The 19,334-nt window shown below is 71.7% G+C and carries 14 protein-coding genes and 2 pseudogenes; 8 read left to right on the forward strand and 8 right to left on the reverse strand.

Features of this window, described 5'->3' with window-relative positions; all coding sequences use genetic code 11:
• Positions 1-64 precede the first annotated feature (64 nt).
• Complete coding sequence (locus tag OG310_RS30465; RefSeq protein ID WP_329459045.1) at positions 65-982, reverse strand: helix-turn-helix domain-containing protein; 918 nt, start codon at positions 980-982, stop codon at positions 65-67.
• 311 nt (positions 983-1,293) lie between these two features.
• On the opposite strand from OG310_RS30465, the gene OG310_RS30470 reads away from it, so the two are divergent.
• Entirely contained in the window at positions 1,294-1,953 is a 660-nt protein-coding gene (locus OG310_RS30470) for an SDR family NAD(P)-dependent oxidoreductase (RefSeq protein ID WP_329459046.1), read from the forward strand.
• Between the two features lie 318 nt (positions 1,954-2,271).
• Here the strand turns inward: OG310_RS30470 and OG310_RS30475 are convergent, their stop codons facing one another.
• On the reverse strand, positions 2,272-3,216 hold the full coding sequence (locus OG310_RS30475) for a GNAT family N-acetyltransferase (protein ID WP_329459047.1): 945 nt from the start codon (positions 3,214-3,216) through the stop codon (positions 2,272-2,274).
• Positions 3,217-3,440: 224 nt separating this feature from the next.
• Here OG310_RS30475 and OG310_RS30480 point away from each other — a divergent pair, with 224 nt between their 5' ends.
• Positions 3,441-4,580 carry a winged helix DNA-binding domain-containing protein gene (locus OG310_RS30480; RefSeq protein WP_329459048.1) on the forward strand — a complete coding sequence of 380 codons (1,140 nt, stop codon included), beginning with the start codon at positions 3,441-3,443 and terminating at the stop codon, positions 4,578-4,580.
• 17 nt (positions 4,581-4,597) lie between these two features.
• On the opposite strand, the pseudogene OG310_RS30485 reads toward OG310_RS30480, so the two are convergent.
• Positions 4,598-5,460: pseudogene (locus OG310_RS30485) on the reverse strand (DMT family transporter).
• A 1,032-nt stretch (positions 5,461-6,492) separates the two neighbouring features.
• Between OG310_RS30485 and OG310_RS30490 the strand changes: the two are divergent.
• Entirely contained in the window at positions 6,493-7,542 is a 1,050-nt protein-coding gene (locus OG310_RS30490; RefSeq protein WP_329459049.1) for a sodium:calcium antiporter, read from the forward strand.
• A 117-nt stretch (positions 7,543-7,659) separates the two neighbouring features.
• Here the strand turns inward: OG310_RS30490 and OG310_RS30495 are convergent, their stop codons facing one another.
• Both OG310_RS30495 and OG310_RS38610 read right to left on the reverse strand, forming a co-directional pair.
• Entirely contained in the window at positions 7,660-8,649 is a 990-nt protein-coding gene (locus OG310_RS30495) for a phosphotriesterase family protein (RefSeq protein ID WP_329459050.1), read from the reverse strand.
• 97 nt (positions 8,650-8,746) lie between these two features.
• A pseudogene (locus OG310_RS38610) lies at positions 8,747-10,245 on the reverse strand (GMC family oxidoreductase).
• Positions 10,246-10,341: 96 nt separating this feature from the next.
• Here OG310_RS38610 and OG310_RS30515 point away from each other — a divergent pair.
• On the forward strand, positions 10,342-11,010 hold the full coding sequence (locus OG310_RS30515) for a TetR family transcriptional regulator (protein WP_329459054.1): 669 nt from the start codon (positions 10,342-10,344) through the stop codon (positions 11,008-11,010).
• Positions 11,011-11,152: 142 nt separating this feature from the next.
• On the opposite strand, the gene OG310_RS30520 is transcribed toward OG310_RS30515, so the two are convergent.
• A complete protein-coding gene (locus tag OG310_RS30520; RefSeq protein ID WP_329459055.1) occupies positions 11,153-11,773 on the reverse strand; it encodes a TetR/AcrR family transcriptional regulator in 621 nt (206 codons plus the stop codon).
• 90 nt (positions 11,774-11,863) lie between these two features.
• Between OG310_RS30520 and OG310_RS30525 the strand changes: the two genes are divergently transcribed.
• A complete protein-coding gene (locus OG310_RS30525; RefSeq protein WP_329459056.1) occupies positions 11,864-12,580 on the forward strand; it encodes an SDR family NAD(P)-dependent oxidoreductase in 717 nt (238 codons plus the stop codon).
• Between the two features lie 233 nt (positions 12,581-12,813).
• A complete protein-coding gene (locus OG310_RS30530) occupies positions 12,814-13,179 on the forward strand; it encodes an SgcJ/EcaC family oxidoreductase (RefSeq protein WP_329459057.1) in 366 nt (121 codons plus the stop codon).
• A 145-nt stretch (positions 13,180-13,324) separates the two neighbouring features.
• On the opposite strand, the gene OG310_RS30535 is transcribed toward OG310_RS30530, so the two are convergent.
• Positions 13,325-14,650 carry an MFS transporter gene (locus OG310_RS30535; RefSeq protein WP_329459058.1) on the reverse strand — a complete coding sequence of 442 codons (1,326 nt, stop codon included), beginning with the start codon at positions 14,648-14,650 and terminating at the stop codon, positions 13,325-13,327.
• 110 nt (positions 14,651-14,760) lie between these two features.
• Between OG310_RS30535 and OG310_RS30540 the strand changes: the two genes are divergently transcribed.
• Positions 14,761-15,363, forward strand: a complete 603-nt coding sequence (locus OG310_RS30540; protein WP_329459059.1) for a TetR/AcrR family transcriptional regulator — start codon at positions 14,761-14,763, stop codon at positions 15,361-15,363.
• 229 nt (positions 15,364-15,592) lie between these two features.
• On the forward strand, positions 15,593-16,483 hold the full coding sequence (locus OG310_RS30545; protein WP_329459060.1) for an NAD(P)-dependent oxidoreductase: 891 nt from the start codon (positions 15,593-15,595) through the stop codon (positions 16,481-16,483).
• A gap of 105 nt (positions 16,484-16,588) precedes the next feature.
• Here the strand turns inward: OG310_RS30545 and OG310_RS30550 are convergent, their stop codons facing one another.
• Positions 16,589-19,210, reverse strand: coding sequence for a S8 family peptidase (locus OG310_RS30550; protein WP_329459061.1), 2,622 nt, complete (start codon positions 19,208-19,210; stop codon positions 16,589-16,591).
• Between the last annotated feature and the right edge of the window lie 124 nt (positions 19,211-19,334).

Genomic DNA, 19,334 nt, shown 5'->3' on the forward strand with positions numbered 1-19,334 from the left:
CGGCGTCCGGCGGTCCTGCGGCACGGTGCCTCCTCCCGCCCGGTCGAGCAGGCCCGGCGAAGGATCAATCGTGGCGTGAGCCCGCGGACTTGTCCTCCTCGATGTCGCTGTCCTGGCTGGCCGCCCAGGACGCGAGGAGGGACAGACTGTCGTGCGAGGCCGTACCCGGTTCAGCGGTGTAGGTGATCATCGTCAGGCCGGGTTCCGCGGTCAGTCGCATGAGGTCGTAGCGCAGTTCGAGCGCGCCCACGACGGGATGCCGGAATCGTTTGACGCCCCGCCCGAGGGCCCGCACGTCGTGGCGCGCCCACAGGTCGCCGAAGGTGTCGCTGCGGGTGGACAGTTCGCCCACGAGGTCGGTCAGGGAGCGGTCCAGCGGGTTGGCGCCCGCGGCGGCGCGCAGCTGGGCGGTGAGGTCGTCCGCGACCTGGTCCCAGTCGCGCCAGAACTGGCGGGCCTGGGGGTCGAGGAAGGTGAACCGGGCCAGGCTCGGCGAAGGCCGCGGTCCGGTGCGGGGTCCGGTGCTCGGACCGGTGTAGAGCACGCTGTACAGCGCGCGGCCGAGGGAGTTGGTGGCGATCATGTCGAGGGTGGGGCTGCGCACCAGCGCGGGGACACCGACGAGGGCGTCGAGGACGGCCTGCAGCTGCGGTGCGATGGTCGTGGGCGGGGTACGGTGGGAACGGGACGCGGCGGACGGCCTGGCGGCGCGGGCCAGGTCGATCAGATGGGCCTGCTCGGCGGCGTCGAGCCGCAGCGCGCGGGCGATGGACGCGAGGACGCTGTCGGAGGCGTTGGTGAGCGCCCCGCGCTCCAGCCGGATGTAGTAGTCGACGCTGAGCCCGGCCAGGGCGGCGACCTCCTCGCGGCGCAGGCCCGGCACCCGCCGCTTGCGCCCTGCCACGGGCAGCCCGACCGAATGGGGGCTGATCCGCGCACGGCGGGAGGCAAGGAACTCCTGTATCTGCCGGCGATCGTCCATGCCTTCCACGATAGGCACAGGTGAGGCGGTTATGGAGGACCTGCCAGTACCCCTGTGACACGTCCTGTCGCACGCCCGGTGATGCGGGTTGTCTTGGCTCCATGACCAGTACGACCCGGCTGACGGCACGTAGCCCCGTCCGCACATCGCGTGACCGCTCAGATGGTTCGCCGCAGGAACCGCTGATCGACGCGGATGTCCGCGGTGGCCGCGTACCGCCGGCTCAGGGGCGTGCGCCATCTCGGCCCCGGGGAACGCCAGGCCGCTGGATGGACGACGTGGCTTCCCACCCCACCGAAGAAAGGACCGTCATGGCCCTCGGAACCGCAGTGATCGTCGGTGTCGGACCCGGCCTCGGCCTCGCGCTCGCCCGCGTGTTCGCCGACGCAGGACACCCGGTCGCCATGCTCGCCCGCGACAAGGCGAGGCTGGACACCTACGCCGCCGAACTCGCCTCCACCGGCCGGGAGATCCGGGGCTACGCCGCGGACGCCGCGGACCCCGACGACCTGCGCGCCGCGCTCCACCGCGCGATCGGCGAGCTCGGAGCTCCCGACGTACTCGTCTACAACGTCGGCGTGCTCCGCAAGGACTCGCCCCTCGGCGGCGACGACCGGGACTGGGCGGACGTGACCGCCATCAACGTCCTGGGCGCCAGGGTGGCGGCCGACGCCGTCCTGCCCGAGCTGCGTGGCGGCCGCGGCAGCCTCCTGTTCACGGGCGGCGGCTACGCACTCCACCCCTCGCGGACCTTCGCCTCCTTGTCCGTCGGCAAGGCCGCACTGCGCGCCTACGTGTCGGTACTCCACGACCAGCTGGCGGGAACGGGCGTGCACGCGACCAGCGTCACGATCACGGACGAGATCGGCGGCGCCGACGAGCGTTTCGAGGCGGCGGTGCTCGCCCGGGCGTACCTCGATCTGCACCAGCAGCCCGAGACCGCGTGGCAGCACGAACTGCTGCGCTACTGAACCCTCGCGGAGTCCGCTCCCGGGCCGCAGGGCTCCACGTGGTGGCGTGGAGCCCTGCGGCGTCGCCGTTCAGGACCGCCCCAGGCGGACCGCGAGGCCCCTCCGATCCATGTCACAGGCGCCCACGGCGAGTTCATCGGGGCCTCCAGCGGGGAGGACCTGGCCACAGGCTGGTACCACGTGGTCGGCCGACCCGACGGGCGGAGGGGCGGGCGGGATGCGGGGGAGGCCGCGGACGGTCGCCTGCCGCACCGCGGAAACACGTCCGCTGTCCCCGTCCCACGGCCGGCCGCCGCCCCGGTCCCCGGGTGGGCGCCGTCAGATACCCGTGCCGGAACCGGGGTGGGGGAGCGTCATCGAGCGGTTCTCCTCGACGGTGAGGTAACCCGTGCTGGTGTACAGGTTCATGGCGACGGTGTTGCCTCCCCACACGGTGAACATGAGCGCCGAGTCGCCTGCCGCGAGCGTGGCGTGTTCGCCGGCGGCCATCGCGGTCCGCCCGTATCCCCGGCCGCGGTGCCGTTCGTTCACGTGCAGCGAGTAGCCGTAGGTGACACCCGGCAGGAAGCCGTGCTTCAGCCAGCCGGTCCCAACGGGTTCGCCCGCCGCTTCGAGCACCAGGAAGGTGTTGTCGGGGGTGCTCAGCCCCTCGGGGATCAGTTCAGCGAAGTCGTGGTCCGACGTGCGTGCCGCCTCCTCGGGGCTGACGGAGCCCGCCCGGACCATGCCGTGGACGTAGGAGGCCTTCGCGGCGAGGAGCCAGTCGGGATATTCGGTCGGCGTCATCGGGCGGGCCGTGATGCCGTCCAGGGGTTCGGGCGCCGGGCCGATGACGCGCACCCTGGTCTGCGCGCGGACGGCGTAGCCCTCGAACGCGGCGCCCGCGGGGCCGGTGATCCGGGCATCCACCCGTCGCGCCCCGCGCCGTACACACCACTGCTCGGCCCAGGCGCGCGCCGTATGTCCGGGCCCCGCCCCGGATTTCACGGCGTCGGCGTCGGTCTCGGCGTCGACCGAGAGGTCCGTGATCCGGCCCGCGGGCGTTCCGTTGTCGTCCCTCATGGTGACCGCGACGTACCCGACCGCGGCCCGCCCCTCCAGGATCCCGGCCACGGTCCAGTCCCCGACCGTTTCGAGGAGGTCGACCAGCCTGCGCTCCACCGCGGCCGCGCCGAGGCCGGCGGCGGTATACGCGGCACGGATTCTTCGTTCGTAGTCCCGCCGCCACGCGTCGTTGTCGTCGAGGACACGTATCTCCGTCATCAGGGCACTCCTGTCGCAGAGTTGGGGCCGGGTACCCGCAGGCACCGGGCGGGTCCAGGGGCACCCATCATGCAACCTCCCGCTCCGTGCCGGCGCCGCACGGCGAGGAACCTGCCCGCGCCCGGAGGCATGCGCGGCCCCGTGCGGGCGCGGGCCGCGCGCCTCGTGCCGGTCGGTGACCCGGCGGACCGTGACGGCCGGCTGCCACCGCGCGACAATCGGGCATGAGTCTCACCGCGCGTCAGCTCACCCTGGCCACCTTGGACCGTCAACTCCTGCTCGCACGCGAGCGCCTCGACGTGGCGGAGGCGGTCCGCCAGGTGTGCGCCCTGCAGGCGCAGAGCCCGGCGTCGCCGTACCTGGCGTTGTGGAACCGCGTGCGGGATTTCGCCCCCGGGGACCTCGACGCGGCGTTCGCGCAGGGCCGCATCGTGAAAGCAAGCCTCATGCGGATCACCCTGCACACCGTCCATGCCGAGGACTACACGGCGTATCACGCCGCCATGCGCGACACACTGCGGGCGCCGCGACTGTACGACCGCCGCTTCACCTCGACCGGGCTGTCCCCCTCCGACGCGGACGCGCTGCTCCCTGACCTCGCCGGGTTCCTGGCGCGGCCCCGTACCGGCAAGGAAGTGGAGAGCCGGATCACCGCGCGTTTCGGTGAGCACGCGCACCGCGTGTGGTGGGCGTTGCGGACCTACGCTCCGATCCACCATGTGCCGACCGGCGGCCCCTGGTCCTTCACCCTGCCGCATGCCTACCTCGCCTCACCGACGGACCCCGGGTCCGCCCCGCAGGACGCGGCAGCCGGGGTGCGGCGGTTGCTGCTCTCCTATCTGCGGGCGTTCGGGCCCGCATCGGCCCAGGACTTCGCCCGGTTCACGCTGCTGGGGCGCTCCGCGATCAGCCAGGCCCTGCGGACACTCGACGCCCGGCTCGTCCGGGTGGCGGGCCCGGACCGCGCTCCCCTGTTCGACCTCGCGGATGCCACGGTGCCGGCTGAGGACACCCCGGCACCGCCGAGGCTGCTGCCGATGTGGGACAGCACCCTGCTGGCTCACACCGGCGCAGGGCGGATCGTGCCCGAGGAGTACCGGCCGCTGGTCGTACGACGCAACGGCGACGCCCTGCCGTGTGTGCTGGTGGACGGGCAGGTCGCCGGAGTGTGGCGCGCGGTCGACGGCGGGCTGGAGATGACCGCCTTCCACGCACTGGGCAAGGCCGCGTGGCGAGGCCTGACCGAGGAGGCGGAGAAACTGCTGGCGCTGCTCGCCGAACGGGACCCGGCCGTCTACCGGCGCCACGGGCACTGGTGGAACAAGGGGTTCCCGGGTGTGGAGAGCCTGGTCGTCACGGGCTGACGGCCGGTGCGCCCCCGTCATGTGGCGATGTCCCGGGTGAGGGGGATGGCCCGGGAGAGGTGGAAGGTGCCGAAGACGATGAGGAGCACACCCGCGAACTCGGGCACGATCCACCAGCCGGTTCGGATGCTCTCGGAATACAGCACGATGCCGAGGATAAGGCTCACGGTGGCGTCGCCGAGGGTGAGGGCGGGCTGCGAGGCCGCGATCGGGCCCGCCTGCAGGGCGTTCTCCAGAAGGAACACCGCAGCGATGCCGCTGGCGGCGAACGTGTACGTCTGCCAGGACGTCAGGAACGCGACGAAGCCGTGCCGGGAGAAGGTGTTGGCGGCGGACTTGATCAGAGCGGCGGTCAGGGCGTTGCCCACCGCCGCAGCCGAGCCCAGAAGGGCCGCCCGGGCCGCGCCGGACGGCAGGCGGCTCGCCGGCAGCACAGCAAGGCCCATCGCCCCCGCGCATGCGGCGACAGCCGTGATCCACCATGCCGTGGAGGCCGGGGCCCTGCCACCGCTCGGGTCAGCGGCGCCCAGGGCGATCACGAGCCCGGCCACGACGCAGGCGACCGCGACCCAGCCGGACCGGGGCAGGGCCCGGTGCAGTACCGGCAGGGCGATCAGCAGCGCGAAGGGCAGTTCCAGGATGAACACCGGCTGGGCAAGGGCCAACGGCCCCTCGACCAGCGCCAGCGCCTGGAAGAGAGCCGCACCGGCGACCCCACGATGCCCAGCAGCCACACCGGCTGCCGCACCATGTCCAGCAGCAGCCGGGCTCGCAGGGCGTCGCTGCCGGGGACGGCGAGGGCGGCCTTGCGCTGCAGCACCGTGCCCGTCGCATTGCTCGCCGCTCCCAGCACGGCGAAGACCACGCACAGGATCAGCAGGTCGACCTCCCACGACGATTGCGGCCCCCGGGCCGGCTGCGTAGGCGGCGCTCCGGATGGGGACCGTGTGGCCTCAGCATCGCCGCCACGGGCCGCCGAGGGGTTCACTGTCACGCGACCGGCCCCACTCTTCACCCGATCGACGGCCGCGTGCGAGGCGGCAAGGGGCGTGTCTCGTCCGGTCGACGGCCGCGTGCGAGGCGGCAGGGGGCGTGTCTTGTCCGGTCGACGGCCGCGTGCGAGGCGGCAAGGGGCGTGTCTCGTCCGGTCGACGGCCGCGTGCGAGGCGGCAAGGGGCGTGTCTCGTCCGGTCGACGGCCGCGTGCGAGGCGGCAGGGGGCGTGTCTTGTCCGGTCGACGGCCGCGTGCGAGGCGGCAGGGGGCGTGCCTCGTCCGGTCGACGGGCGCGCCTTGTCCGTCGACCCGCCCCACAGGACCCGACCCGGACGGGCCGTCAGGAGCCGTCCGATACCGCAGCGGGCCCCGGACACGGCAGTGCCCGCCGGGGTCGTTCAGCCGGGCGCGCGCCGTTCCCCGATGCCCCGGGCGACACGGACCGGCCCGGCGAAAGCCAGCCGGCACGGTCCCCGGGCGTGGGCGGATCTCCTTCCGGTCCGCTCGTCACGGGGCGTTCCACGCCTGGCCCGTGGGCCCGTGGGCCCGCAACCAGGGGCGAGGTCGTCGGGCCCGCCTGATCCGGCGCCGCACGGCCGCCGCGTCCTGCGCGGTGGCCGGGTCGGCGGGGTCGCCCCGGGCGTCGGGCCCACGCGAGCGGGGACCGGCCAGAGAAGGCAAGGCCTGTGCACAGGGCGGGTCTGCGGAGGGGAGCAGCCCCCGGAAGCGGTCGTCGACATGCGGGAGCCCGGAGGTTCCCCGTGGCCGGGCCCGTGTCACGTGATGATGGGGGCGGGCGAGACCTTGGGCCCTGTTGTGCCGACGTCCGATGCGCGCGTCGGCGGGGTCGAAGCGCGCTGCCGCCCCCCGCGCTGCTCGTTCTTCGCCCCGCCGGTGCGGGAAGGCTGAACGTAACCCGTGATCCATTTCGTACTCCTCGTCGTCTGCGCGGTGGCGATCTACCTGTCCTGCGAGTGGTTCGTCAACGCGGTGGAGTGGCTCGGCCGGCGACTGAACGTCGGGAGGATGGCCGTCGGTACGGTCCTCGCCGCGTTCGGCACCGCGCTGCCCGAATCCGTCGTGACCCTGGTCGCGGTCACCACGGGCGCGAACGAGAACGCCAAGGACATCGGTGTCGGCGCGGCCCTGGGGGGTCCGCTGGCCCTCTCCACCATCGCGTACGGCGTGACCGGCGTGATGCTCCTGCTCAAACGCCGCCGGGGCCGTCTGAAGGAGCCGGCCGAGACCGGCATGCCGCCCGGCGGTCCTGAGGGCGACCGGGTTCTCGGCGACGAGAGGGACATGAAACGCCTGGCCAAGGACCAGCAGTGGTTCCTGCCGATCTTCGCGGTGAAAGTCGCTCTCGGACTGGTCGCGTTCGCCTTCAAACCCACTCTCGGCCTGCTGTTCTTCGCCGCCTACCTGGTCTACTTCTGGCGCGAGATCCGCGGTGGCCATGACGAGAGCGACGACGCGGACGAACTGGAGCCGTTGAAGTTCCAGCCCAGGACCGCTTCCCCCGCGACCTGGGCCGTCGCGGCCCAGACGCTGCTGACCCTGGCGGTGATCTTCTTCGCGTCCCAGCTCTTCGTGAAGCAACTGGACGCGATCGGACCGATGATCGGGCTGTCCACCACGGTGACCGCGCTGCTGCTCTCGCCGGTCGCGACCGAGCTGCCGGAGGTCATGAACGCGGTGATCTGGGTGCGCCAGGGCAAGACCCAGCTGGCGCTCGCGAACATCTCCGGCGCCATGATGATCCAGGCCACCGTGCCCAGCGGCCTGGGCCTGCTGTTCACCACCTGGTCGTTCGACGGCGCCCTGATCTGGTCCGGTGCCGTCACCATGGCGGCGATCGTCTACCTGCTCGCGACGATGCGCGCCCACCGGCTCACCCCGGGCCGTCTGGCCGTCGCGGGGGGCTTCTACGTCGTCTTCGCGCTGGGGCTGATCCCCATCCTGTCCTGACGCGTCGGCGCGCGGCCGGGCGGGCACACCGACGGTGGGGCAGCCCTCGGCCGCGTTCACCTTCCCGCGGTCCGGGCCCTTGTCCTTCCCGGCGCCGTCCCCACCGCGGCGATCCGCTCAGGGCTCCGGCCGCGCCACGCCGGAGGCCGCCCCGCTGAAGTGGCGCCGGGGATTGTCCACGAGCATCGTGTGGATCTGCTCCTGGGTGACTCCCGCCTCACGAAGGGCGGGCAGGATCGTGCTGTTGATGTACGTGTAGTTCCAGTTGGGCATCAGCTCCCCGCGCACACCGGGCGGGAACCAGGCGACATGGCACGAGGCGTCGTGCGAGAGCACCATCCGGTCGGCGAATCCCTCCTCGGCCGGCTTGGCCACCGTTGCCACCCGTCGGTCGGCCGGGAGGAGGATGTCCAGACCGAAACGGTCCATGCCCAGGTAAGAGCCGTTGTCGATCAACCGGTGAAGGTGGTCGAGGTCGTCGGTGTCACCGCGGTGACCGATCACCAGGGCGCTCAGGTCCACGCCCTCCTGCCGGAAGACGTCCTGCGCGATCAGTCCCGTACGCCGCGCGGCGTCGGTGTGCACGGTGACCGGGGCACCGGTGCGCTTGTGGGCCTCCGCCACCGCCCTCATCACACGCTCGACCCCGGGCGTCAGTTCGTCCTCGATGGCGCACTTCAGGAACGCTGCCTTGATCCCGGTACCGGCGATGCCCTCGGTGAGCTCCTGGACGAACATCCCGACCATGCGCTCGTCGCCACCGAGCAGTGTGCCGGGCCCGTTGTACTTGAAGAAGAAGGGGACGTCGCTGAGGGTGAAGAGTCCGGTCGCCGCGACGATGTTGATGTCGACGTGCTCGTTGACCCGGGCGACACGGGAGATGTCCCGCCCCAGACCGATCGGTGTGGGGTCCACGATCGTGTCCACACCCAGCGCCGCCAACTCCCGCAGTCGAACGATGGCGTTGGCGACCTGCTCCTCCTCGTCCCACAGTTCGGGAAAACTCTTACGGATCTCCTCGGTGAGAACGAAGACATGCTCATGCATCAGGACCGTTTTGAGGTCGTCCACGGCGATCGGGCCCCTGACCGTCTCCACCTGTTCCATGGTTGCCTCCTGCTGTCATCAGGCTCGGCTCGTGTCCCGGGGGTACGGGCCGGGGACGGGCGGTGGGAGACCGCTCCGTGCGGCCGGGCCGGGCGGTTCAGTTCGTGATCAGCGACGCTGCGCGTTCCGCTGTCGCCAGCACGCTCGCGTTGATGTTCGCCGACGGGACGGACGGCATGACGGACGCGTCCGCGACGCGCAGTCCCGCGACCCCCCTGACGCGGAGCTCGGGGTCCACCAGTGGCTTCGGTGTCCACGCCCATGCGGCAGGTCCCGGCCGGGTGGAATTACGAGTTCGTGTTGCCCCGGACCTACGCGCGCGTCGAGGCGGCGTCCTGGAGGTCGCCGGGGCGGGCTTCGCGGGACCGCCACGGATCGAGGGCTTCGGCCGCGCCCAGCGCGCGGGCGCGATCGATGCCGATCAGCATGCGGTCGACGTCCCGCTCGTCCGTGAGGTAGGCCGGGTCGATGGCGGGAGGATCGTCTGGATCGGGGCTGCGCAGGCGCACGGACCCGCGGCTGGCGGGAGCCATGACCGAGACGAGGACGGAGTATCCGCCCGCCGCTACCGACCGCCCCGGGCCCACCATCCCGGGGGTGAAGCCCAACTGCAGGTCGGGTGCGGCATCGCCGGCGCTCCGGAAGAGCACGTGCGGTGGCAGCGACCAGGCACCCGGTGCGGGCAACCGGTCCGCCTCGTAGGTCACTTGCGTGATCGGATGATCCTGCAGGTTCGCTCCCACGCCGGGCAGGCCGACGAGCGTGCGCACGCCCACCTCTTCCAGGTGGGCCGCAGGTCCGATCCCGGAGACCATCAGCAGTTGGGGGGGAGCCGACCGTGCCGGCCGCGAGGATCACCTCCTGATCGGCGTACACCGTGTGCATAGTGCCGTCGAGCGCTTACGCGACGCCCCTGCAGCGTCCGCCGCTCACCAGCAGCCGGCGTACGTGGGCCGACGTGACGATCGTCAGGTTCGGCCTGTCGAGCACCGGGACGAGGTACGCGTCTGCGGCGCTCTGGCGTTTGCCGTCAACCACGTTGGCATCCGTCCAGGACACGCCCTCGGCGTCGACCCCGTTGCCGTCGATCGACGGGGCATGGCCCATGTCCACGGCGGCTCGGAACCACGCCTCCTGCAACGGGTCGGGCGGGGGCCGTCGTTCGATCAGCATGGGGCCGGAGTCGCCGCGCACCGCGGGATCGCGCCCCACCGCGTTCTCGCTCCGCCGGAAGAACGGCAGCAGGGTGGCGTAGTTCCAGCCGCTCGCACCGGCCTCCTCCCACGCGTCGTAGCTCGAAGGGTGCCCGCGGATGTGCGCCATTCCGTTGATGCCGCTTGAGCCGCCGAGGAGCTTGCCGCGGGGCCAGTTGTGCCGCTGTCCGGACGTGCCGTCCTGGGGTGTGGTGACGTAGGTCCAGTCGACAGGTGTGGACCACAGGGCGAACCAGGCCGCGGGGTCACTGGCGGACTCGGGGCCCTGGTCGGGCCCCGCCTCCACGAGGAGGACCTCGCGATGCGGGTCCTCCGAGAGCCGGGAGGCGAGTACGCACCCCACCGTGCCCCCGCCGACGATGACATGGTCGTAGGAAACCATGCTGTTTCCTCCACCGGAGGGGTTGCCGAACCATTTGGTTCGGCCCGTTTCTTTGAGGTCTTTCCGAACTGTCCGGTTTGGCGATTAGGTCTCCCCATGCGTGCATCAGGAGAGGCCACCCGGCAGCGGATCCTCGAAGCGGCCAAGCAGGAGTTCTCCCGGCACGGCCTCGCGGGCGCTCGGATCAACCGCATCGCGACCGAGGCCCGGGCCGGCAAGGAGCGGCTCTACGCGTACTTCCCGAGCAAGGAGACGCTCTTCGCCGCCGTCGGGGACCGGCTGATCGCCGATGTGGCCGGGACGGCGGCCCTTCGGGGGGAGGATCTCCCCGGCTATGTCGGCGCGCTCTTCGATGTCTTCGTGGAGGATCCGAACAACGCGCGCCTTCATGACTGGTACAGCCTGCAGGCCGGCGGCGACGTCCCGGACGCGGGTGGCGAAGCGCGACTGCAGCCGAAGATCGACATGATCGGCGAGGCCCGACTCGCCGGTCATGTCGATCCCTCGTGGAATCCCGTCGGCCTTATGCTGCTGCTCATCGACATCGCCCGAACCCTGGCGATCCCGCACGCGATGACGGAGCCACTGGCCCGTGCCGACGGCGAGCCCAGCGATGTCGCGACACGCCGCCGGGAAGCCGTCGCCGCGGCGCGACGCCTCATCGCGCCGGCCGGGCCGGCTCCTGCCGGGGGCCCCGCACCGGACGGGATCGAGGGGCTGAGACCGTACGGAAGGCCGGAGCGCGGCGGCTTCCAACGGATCTGAGACCGGGAAAGAAGCCCGGTGCCGCGCGGCCGGCGGAGGCGGTGCGCGGGGCAGGGGCGGCCCGGTTGGTGGGAAGCGCTATGCGATGGGCGAGGCAGCCGTACGCCCGATGTGGCCGCGATGTATGGCCCGCGCGGGCGGCCTACGCGTCCGCGAAGCGGGTGTCGGCCGGTGCGCCCAGCAGGGACAAGCAGTTGCGCCACACCGCTTCCACCTGGCCCGGATCGTTGAGCAGCTTCGCGAACAGCACCTGACCCTCCAGTTGCGCGACGATCGACCGCGCGGTGTCGCGGGTGTCGGTGGCCTTGGGGGCGTCGCCGCGCTGCCGTGCTGCGACGACGACCACCTCGATCATGTCGATCTGCTCCTCGAAGATCTCCTGCAGCCGGGTCCTGACGGCCTCGTGCTGGTTACTCAGCTCCAAGGCGAGGTTGCCGAACAGGCACCCGATCACGGCGCCGTTGGGCCGCTGGCCGACGCGCTGGACCGCCTCCGTGGCCACGAACAGGTCGTGCAGTGCCCGCAGCGGCGGTCCGTCACCGCTCAGTGCGAGAGTCCAGTCCTGCCGCTGCGCCACCCAGTGCTCGTCGATGACGGCAAGGGCGAGAGCCTGCTTGGAGTCGAAGAAATGGTAGAAGCTGCCCTTCGGCACGCCCGCCGACGAGCAGATCTCGGCGACGCCCAGCGCTGAGTAGCCACGCTCTTCGAGCAGTGTCTGTGCTGTGGCGAGGATCTTGTCTCTCGCGTCACTCGTCCGTCCCATGGTTGCCAGCATACGACCAGTCGGCTACTTTCTTACTAGACCGGTCGGCTACTTCGCGGATCCGGCGAGACGATGGAAGGAAACGGGCTCATGGAGCAGGTTCAGGGTCAGAAGGTCGCGATCATCACGGGTGCCTCGCAGGGCATCGGCGCCGGGCTGGTCGGCGCGTACCGGAAGCTGGGGTACGGCGTCGTGGCGAACTCGCGGTCGATCGCTCCGTCGGAGGACGCGGACATCGTGACCGTCCAGGGTGACATCGCGGAAGCCGACACGTCCCGCCGGGTGATCGAGGCGGCGCAGCGCCGGTTCGGCCGTATCGACACGGTGGTCAACAACGCCGGCGTCTTCATCGCCAAGCCCTTCACCGACTACACGGAGGAGGACTTCGCCGGGAAGATCGGGATCAACCTGGCCGGGTTCTTCCACCTCACCCAGGGTGCCCTGAAGGTCATGGAGAGCCAGGGCGGCGGCCATGTCGTCAGCATCACGACGAGCTTCACGGACAGCGCGAACTCGAACGTCCCGTCCGTCCTCGCCGCGCTGACCAAGGGCGGGCTGAACTCCGCGACGAAGTCGCTGGCCATCGAGTACGCGGCTCGCGGCATCCGGGTCAACGCCGTGTCGCCCGGAGTCATCAAGACGCCGATGCACCCGGTGGAGAACCACGAGATGCTGGGCGGTCTGCACCCCGTCGGTCACATGGGTGAGATCGGCGATGTCGTCGACGCCGTGCTCTTCCTGGAGAACGCCCCGTTCGTGACCGGCGAGATCCTGCACGTCGACGGCGGCCAGAGCGCCGGTCACTGAGAGGGCGCGCCCCCTTCGGGGCGCACGCCCCTTCCCGGGCGGCCGGCCCCGTCGCCGCCCGGTGCGGCATCCGGGGAGGACGGGCATCGGCGGCACGCACGGCCCGGGCGGGCCGCCGGAGCGTGCCGCCGGGCGTGGTTCCGCGGCCGCCCGCCCGCTGACCGGCCGACGCACGGCACGGCCGCACCGCCCACGCGCGGCCGCATCACTTCACGACGCAGAAGGACCCCGCGATGAGCAATCCGATGCACGACGTCCTGGCGGACTGGAAGGCCGCCTTCGACGGCCACCGGATCGACGACATGGCCGATCTGTTCACCCCGGACGCCCTGTTCCAGGGCTTCGACCCCGACGTCAAGGTGGGCAGGGACGCGGTACGCGCGTACTACGCCGCCGTTCCGGACGACCGTGCCGCCGACGTCACCGTGCTGGCCGCCTACACCATCGGTGAGGAGACCGTTGGAGGATTCGCCGACGTCGTCTTCCGGGATCCCGCAGGCTGGCGGGCGTCCGTCCACCTGTCCCTCGTACTCCGGCGGGAAGCGGGCTCGTGGCGGATCCGCCAGTACCACGTGTCCCGGACCGGCGCCGAGGACTGACCCGCGCCGGGGGCGGGCCGGCGTCACTGGCCCGGCCCGGCCCCGTCTGCCGCCGGTGGGGGGCAAGGGGGCCCCGACGGGGCTGTCCGTTCCCGGCCCGGGCGGGCGTACGGGCATCCCGCACGGCCCGCCCCGGCGGCCGGTGTCACGAGGCGCGTACGGATTGAGTGGTCCCGCGTCCGCCCGACGCTGACGTCTCTTCCGTCTCTTGCGTCCCTTGCGGCACGCTCGTGGCAACGGGCGCCGGGATCGGGGGCTTCGACCGTGCGATGGCGACGCGCAGGACGAGGGCGAGCACGGTCAGGCCCAGCACGACGAGCGTGTACACCTCCGTCGTCGGCCGCAGTCCGTAGTGGGTGTCGGCGAAGCCCGCGACGACGGCGGGGATGCTGAAGGCCAGGTACGAGATGACGTAGACGACGGCGATGAGGGCGCTGCGCTCGTGCGGCATGGCGATACGGGCGACCGTGCCGAACCCGGCGAGCGCACCGGCGCCGAATCCGGCGCCGGCGACGACGGTGCCGGCGAAGGCGAAGGCCACGTGTCCGCTGTGGACCCCGGCGAGCGTCAGGATCGTGCCGATGCCGAGGGCTGTCGCGGCGGGCAGGAGGAGGCGCGGTGCCGGTACGGGCCGCAGCAGGAACGAGGTGATCGCGGCGACGCCGCAGAGCAGGGCGATCACGATGCCGCCGATGAGATGGTTGCTCAGGCCGAACACGCCCGCCGCGACCGAGGGGCCGAGGGAGAAGTAGAGGCCGCCGAGGGCCCAGCCGGCGATGAGGACGGGTATGACGGGCGCGAGGTCGGCGCGCAGGTGCCCCGGGATCTTGGCCTTGGGGGTGAGCGATCCCAGTGCGCCGTGCCTGCGGGCCACGGTCTCGGGCATGAGCAGGACGGCCAGTCCGGAGACGGCCATGCCGGCGAGCAGGACGACGTAGACGAGGTGCGTGGGGGCGGGGCCGAACTGCACGAGGGCTCCGCAGCCGACCGCGCCGAGGGCGAGTCCGCCGGTCGGGGCCACGGAGTTGACGGCGCCCGCCCGGTGCTTGGCGTGCGGCGGTGCGAGGTCGACGAGCGCGGCGCCGAGGACCGAGATCGCGGCTCCGGTCGCGATGCCCTGGAGGAGTCGTGCCACGGACAGGGAGGCGGTGTCGCCGGCGAGCAGGAACAGGACGAGGGAGAGGCCCTCCAGAAGGATCGCCCCGGCGAGGACCGGACGGCGTCCGACATGGTCGGAGAGGCGGCCCACGACCAGCAGGGAGCCCAGGAGCCCGAGGACGTAGATGGCGAAGATGACGGTGAGGATCGTGGGGGAGAAGCCCCACATGTGCTGGTAGACGACGTACAGCGGGGAGGGCGCGCTGGAGGCGGCCATGAAGAGGGCGACCACGGCGCTGGTGACGCCGAAGAAGACGGTGTGGCGGCGCGTGTGCGTCTGCTCCGGCCCGGAGGTCGGCGGGCTCGTGGACAAGGGTTCTCCCAGGATTCTTAAAGCTGAGGTCTGTGCGTTTACGGGGAGCCTACACTAAAGCACAGACGGCTGCGTTAGTTTATCGCAGTGATCTGTGCGAACATGGGGTCATGTCCAGTGATACGACCGTTACCGGTGGGACGGGTACGGCTGTCCCCCCGGACGCCATGGCCGGACGGCGCCCCGGTGGCAGATCGGCACGGGTGCGCGCGTCCGTGCACGCCGCGGTGGTGGAACTCCTCGCCGACGAGGGCGGAGAGCCGCTGACCATCCCCCTGGTGGCCGCGCGCGCCGGCGTGCACGCCACCACGCTGTACCGGCGGTGGGGGTCCGTGGCCGACCTGCTGGGCGATGTGGCCTCCAGCAGGTTCAGTGGCGCGAACGGCGAGATCGTCGTCCCCGACACCGGGAACCTGCGCGACGACCTACGGCAGTGGGCCTCCGACGTGGCCACCGACCTCGCCGACCCGGACGTCCTGACGCTGATGCGCGCCACCATCGGCTCGGGGGAGTCGGGCGGCTGCGTGTGCCGGGGCGACCGGATGGACCAGCTGCAGGCCATCCTCGACCGGGAGCGCGAGCGCGGTGGGGAAGCGCCGGACGCGGAGCACGCGTCGGACATCCTGCTCGCCCCCCTGTACTACCGCGCGCTGTTCACCGAGACCCCGGGCACACCCGCGTGGGCCGCTTCGCTCGTCGGCAACCTGGCCTGAGAGCCGCGTCGTCGCGCGGTTCGCGTACGGCCGGCGCGGGGAAGCGGGGAACATCACGCCCGTGCCGCGTCCGGCGGGGAGCCCCGTCGCGGAGGCGGGCACGACGGCGGCCGTAACATGACGGGACGCGTTCGCGTGGCCTGGCGTGTGCCCCGGTGGCAGGACGGCGACGGGCCCGGGAGCTCCGGACACGAACCACCGACGTCACGACTGCCCTGACGGGGAACCCATGCCCTCACATATCGCCCTGGTCGGAATCGGCCGCATGGGAACTCCCCTGTGCGGACGCTTCGTACGCGCCGGTCACCGCGTGACCGCCTTCGATCTGCGCCCCGAACGGCAGGAGGCCGTCCGCGCCTCGGGCGCCGACTGGGCGCTGTCCGCGGCCGAGGCCGCGGCGGGCGCGGACGTACTGATCACGGTGCTCCCCGGACCGGCCGATGCCGGGGAGGCCCTCACCGACGCCGTGTTCGCGGCCCTGGCCGCCGGGGCGGTGTGGATCGACATGACGAGCAACACGCCTGAGGCGGCTGCCGTGCCGCGCGCCCGGGCCCTCGCGCACGGTGTCGATGTCCTTGAGGCGCCCATGGGCGGCGGCCCCGCCGACGCCGAGCACGGCCTGCTCCGCCTGTTCGTGGGCGGTGACGCCGAAGTGCGGGACCGGTGCCTGCCGTTGCTGGAGTCCGTGACGACCCGGGACCGGATCAGCCACCTCGGCGGTCCTGGCACCGGCTACCTGGCGAAACTCCTCGTCAACCTGCTCTGGTTCGGCCAGGCCGCGGCGAGCGCCGAGGCGCTTTTGCTGGGGAGCAGGGCGGGCATCGATCCGGGGGTGCTGCGCGACGCCCTGGCCGGCAGCGCGGCGGGCAGTGACTTCATCCGCCGGGACCTGTCGTCGCTCTTCGCCGGGGACTACCTGCGTTCGTACGGGCTCGGCCGCATACACGACCAACTGGAGGCCGTCACCGACGCGGCCCGCGACCTCGGCACACCGCACGAGTTGGCCGACGCGGTTCTGCGTCTGCACCGGCGGGCCCTGGAGCGCTTCGGGCCCGTGGACGGCGAACTCCTGGCCGTGGCCCTGCTGGAGGAAGCGGCGGGCATCACCCTGCGGGCCTGAGTACCGGTGAGTGGGCCCTGCGGTCGTCGCGGTGCCCGGGAGGCCGAGGCTTCCCGGGCACCGCACCGGACCGGAACCGACCGGTGTGTCACCGCTGTCGGACGGTCACCCCTGGGGGCCAGAGGCCGCGGCCGGCGCGTGGTCGTAGCCCGCGACGCCCTTGACCACCTGGGTGAACTCCTTCCCGCTGGTCGTCAGGTTGAGCTCCACATCGATCTCCCACCGGCCCGCGGCCGGGGTCGGTGCGACCAGGTTCGCGGTCGCGGTCGTGTGGCCCGACGCGTCGGTGGTCGCTGCCGCTGCCACCTGCTGCACGACCGTGCCGTTCGGGTCGAGCAGCCAGAACGTCATCGGGTTGTCCGCGCTCGCGTCCGGCGTCCTGAAGCTGACGTCCAGGTCCGTCTTGCCGGCCGGCACGTCCAGGTTGTACGTGCTGATCTGGCCGACCTGACGTCCCACCGTACTGGTGATCGTCGTGTCGAACGCGCCCCCCGCCGAGGGGATCAGCGTCCGGCGGGCGACCGGAACGGACGTCCGGGCACCGTTGTCGGCGACGAACTGCACCGACTCCGGGTGGTCACCGGGCGCCGTCGGCAGGCTCACCCGCAGCGGGACGGTGGCACTGGAGTGCGCCTTGATCCGCACCCGGTGCGCCGCCGGGGCGGTCACGTAGTGCTGACCCGTGGTCCGGAACGAGACGGTGCCGGTGTACGTGCCCGGCACGATCGGCGGCTCCTGCAGGTGGGCGCGGCCGTTCGCCCAACGGATCTCGGCCCGCCACTTGCCCGCCACCGGTGCGGTGACCTCCACGTGCTGGATGTTGGACACCGTGCCCAGCCGGCCCGCCCTGGTCGACGCCGTGCCGTAGTCGTACGAGATCTGGGTCAGACGGCCCTTGGGGTCGATCAAGGTGTACGCCAGGACGGTGGAGTTGGTCGGGTCCGGGATGATCATGTCGGCGTCGAGCCGGTCCAGGCCCTTGGGCACCTCGAACGTGATCGGCTTGGCCGCCTGGGCGCCCTGGGCCGGGACGGGCAGAGCCGGGTCCGGAGCGCTGACGGGCTCGGTGACGGTCCTGCCGATCTGCTGTGCGCGGCTCAGCGAGCGGTAGGCGGCGTTGACCTCGGTGTCCTTGCCGCTGGTGTTGAACAGCGTCACCGACTGGGCGCTCACGCCCGCGTTGTGGGTGATGTCCAGCTGCGTCGGCGAGCTGACGACAAGGCCCTCGGAGCCGGCCTGCTTGCCCTGGTGGGAGAGCGTGGTGCCGGGCTCCTGCTGGGCGGCCTTGACGGCCGCGTCGACGTTGAGCAGACCGGATCCCTGCTGGTCGGACGGCGCGCCGATGTCGGTCGCGGTGCTGGTGAGGATCTGCTTGACCAGGGCCGGGGCGGGCTTGGCGCCGTGGTGCGTGTCGGCGTATGCCTGGATGACGTCCGCCGCGGCGCCGGCCACGATCGGACACGACTGGCTCGTGCCGCCGAAGGCCTCGGTCTGCGTGTTCGTCGGGCAGTCACTGCCGTTCGGATTGCACGCCGCCTCACCGCCGTAACCGGGCGCGGCGAGGTCGACGACGCGGTTGTTGGGCGCCGTGCCGCCGGAGGACAGCGGGGTGATGTCGTTGTTCGTCCACTTGGTGAAGCCGGTGGCCTGCGCGTTGAGGCGCAGCGTGTTCGTCGCGCCGACGGCGATGGCCAGCGGGTCGGTGGCCGGTGAGGAGACCGTGCCGGAGTCCCCGCTGTCGCCGGAGGAGACGACGACGGTCACGCCCGCCGCGATGGCGGCGTCGTTCGCCGCGTAGAAGGCCGCGTACCGGCCGGGGCGCGGGGTGAAGCCGTAGGACTCGGAGATGATGTCGGCGTGCTCGGTCACGACGGCGTGGTCGATGCCCGCGATGACCGCGGACTCCGGCTGCTCCACGGCGCCGTCGGCGCCGCTGGGCGGGGTGTCGATGACCGAGGTGTCGACCAGCGAGGCGTCCGGGGCGACACCCTTGATCGTGAAGGTGCAGCCCTTCGGCAGACCGGAGAAGGGGAGTTCCTTGGAGTAGTCGTAGACGACCGTGCCCTGTCCGGCGATCGACGAGGCGTCACCGTAGTATTCGCCGTCGCTGTCGTCGGCGGCCGGGTCCGGTGCGTTCAGCACGACGGGCGTGCCGTCCTTGCGGATGAAGTTCGGGTTGCCCGCGAGGTCGTTGATGCCGTCGTTGGCGACGATCACGCCCTTGCCGGTCGCGATGTCGTTGCCTTCGGACCTGTCCTTCGGGTCGTCGGACGAGGCGTGCACGACCGAGAGAGCCTCGGGCTCGGTGAACGGCTTCTTGGGATTGGCGGGGCACAGTGCCGGGTTCAGCTTGGCCGGCTTGGCACGCGCCGTACTCGACCCGGGGTCGACGGTGATCGACGCGTCGGGGAGGACCTCGGTGACGGCGGGGTTGGCGCGCAGCCGGGCGACCTCCGCGGCGGACAGGTGGGCAGCGACGGCGTTGACGCTCACCAACTGGCGTACGCCCGTACCGCCGTTGGCCTTGATGTCGGACACGATCGACCGCTGGTCGGAGCGGGTGGCCGAGGTGCGGGAAGCGCCCTGGGCCTTCAACGTGAGGTTGGCGTGCTGGTCGGCCAGTATCACGATGACCGGCCCGCCCGCGCCGGCGCCGTCCACCGCCGGAGCGAGGGGCGCGGCAAAGGCGCCACCGGTTCCCATGGCGGAGAGGGATATGCCGGCCACGAACGCCGTTGCCAGAGTAGCTGAAAGAGCTCGATTCACAGAACCCTACCTTCGTCCGGGTATGTATGTCCCGGGTGCATACGGCACGGAAGTCAACTCTTTTCACATGCGGCAAACACAATCA

Origin of the sequence: Streptomyces sp. NBC_01497 (assembly GCF_036250695.1) — a bacterium.
GTDB lineage: Bacteria > Actinomycetota > Actinomycetes > Streptomycetales > Streptomycetaceae > Streptomyces.

Bases quoted from the DNA above. Each gene is read 5' to 3' on its own strand.
- OG310_RS30465 (WP_329459045.1), bottom strand. From the start codon at position 982: ATGGACGATCGCCGGCAGATACAGGAGTTCCTTGCCTCCCGCCGTGCG.
- OG310_RS30470 (WP_329459046.1), top strand. From the start codon at position 1,294: ATGGCCCTCGGAACCGCAGTGATCGTCGGTGTCGGACCCGGCCTCGGC.
- OG310_RS30475 (WP_329459047.1), bottom strand. From the start codon at position 3,216: ATGACGGAGATACGTGTCCTCGACGACAACGACGCGTGGCGGCGGGAC.
- OG310_RS30480 (WP_329459048.1), top strand. From the start codon at position 3,441: ATGAGTCTCACCGCGCGTCAGCTCACCCTGGCCACCTTGGACCGTCAA.
- OG310_RS30495 (WP_329459050.1), bottom strand. From the start codon at position 8,649: ATGGAACAGGTGGAGACGGTCAGGGGCCCGATCGCCGTGGACGACCTC.
- OG310_RS30515 (WP_329459054.1), top strand. From the start codon at position 10,342: ATGCGTGCATCAGGAGAGGCCACCCGGCAGCGGATCCTCGAAGCGGCC.
- OG310_RS30520 (WP_329459055.1), bottom strand. From the start codon at position 11,773: ATGGGACGGACGAGTGACGCGAGAGACAAGATCCTCGCCACAGCACAG.
- OG310_RS30525 (WP_329459056.1), top strand. From the start codon at position 11,864: ATGGAGCAGGTTCAGGGTCAGAAGGTCGCGATCATCACGGGTGCCTCG.
- OG310_RS30530 (WP_329459057.1), top strand. From the start codon at position 12,814: ATGAGCAATCCGATGCACGACGTCCTGGCGGACTGGAAGGCCGCCTTC.
- OG310_RS30540 (WP_329459059.1), top strand. From the start codon at position 14,761: ATGTCCAGTGATACGACCGTTACCGGTGGGACGGGTACGGCTGTCCCC.
- OG310_RS30545 (WP_329459060.1), top strand. From the start codon at position 15,593: ATGCCCTCACATATCGCCCTGGTCGGAATCGGCCGCATGGGAACTCCC.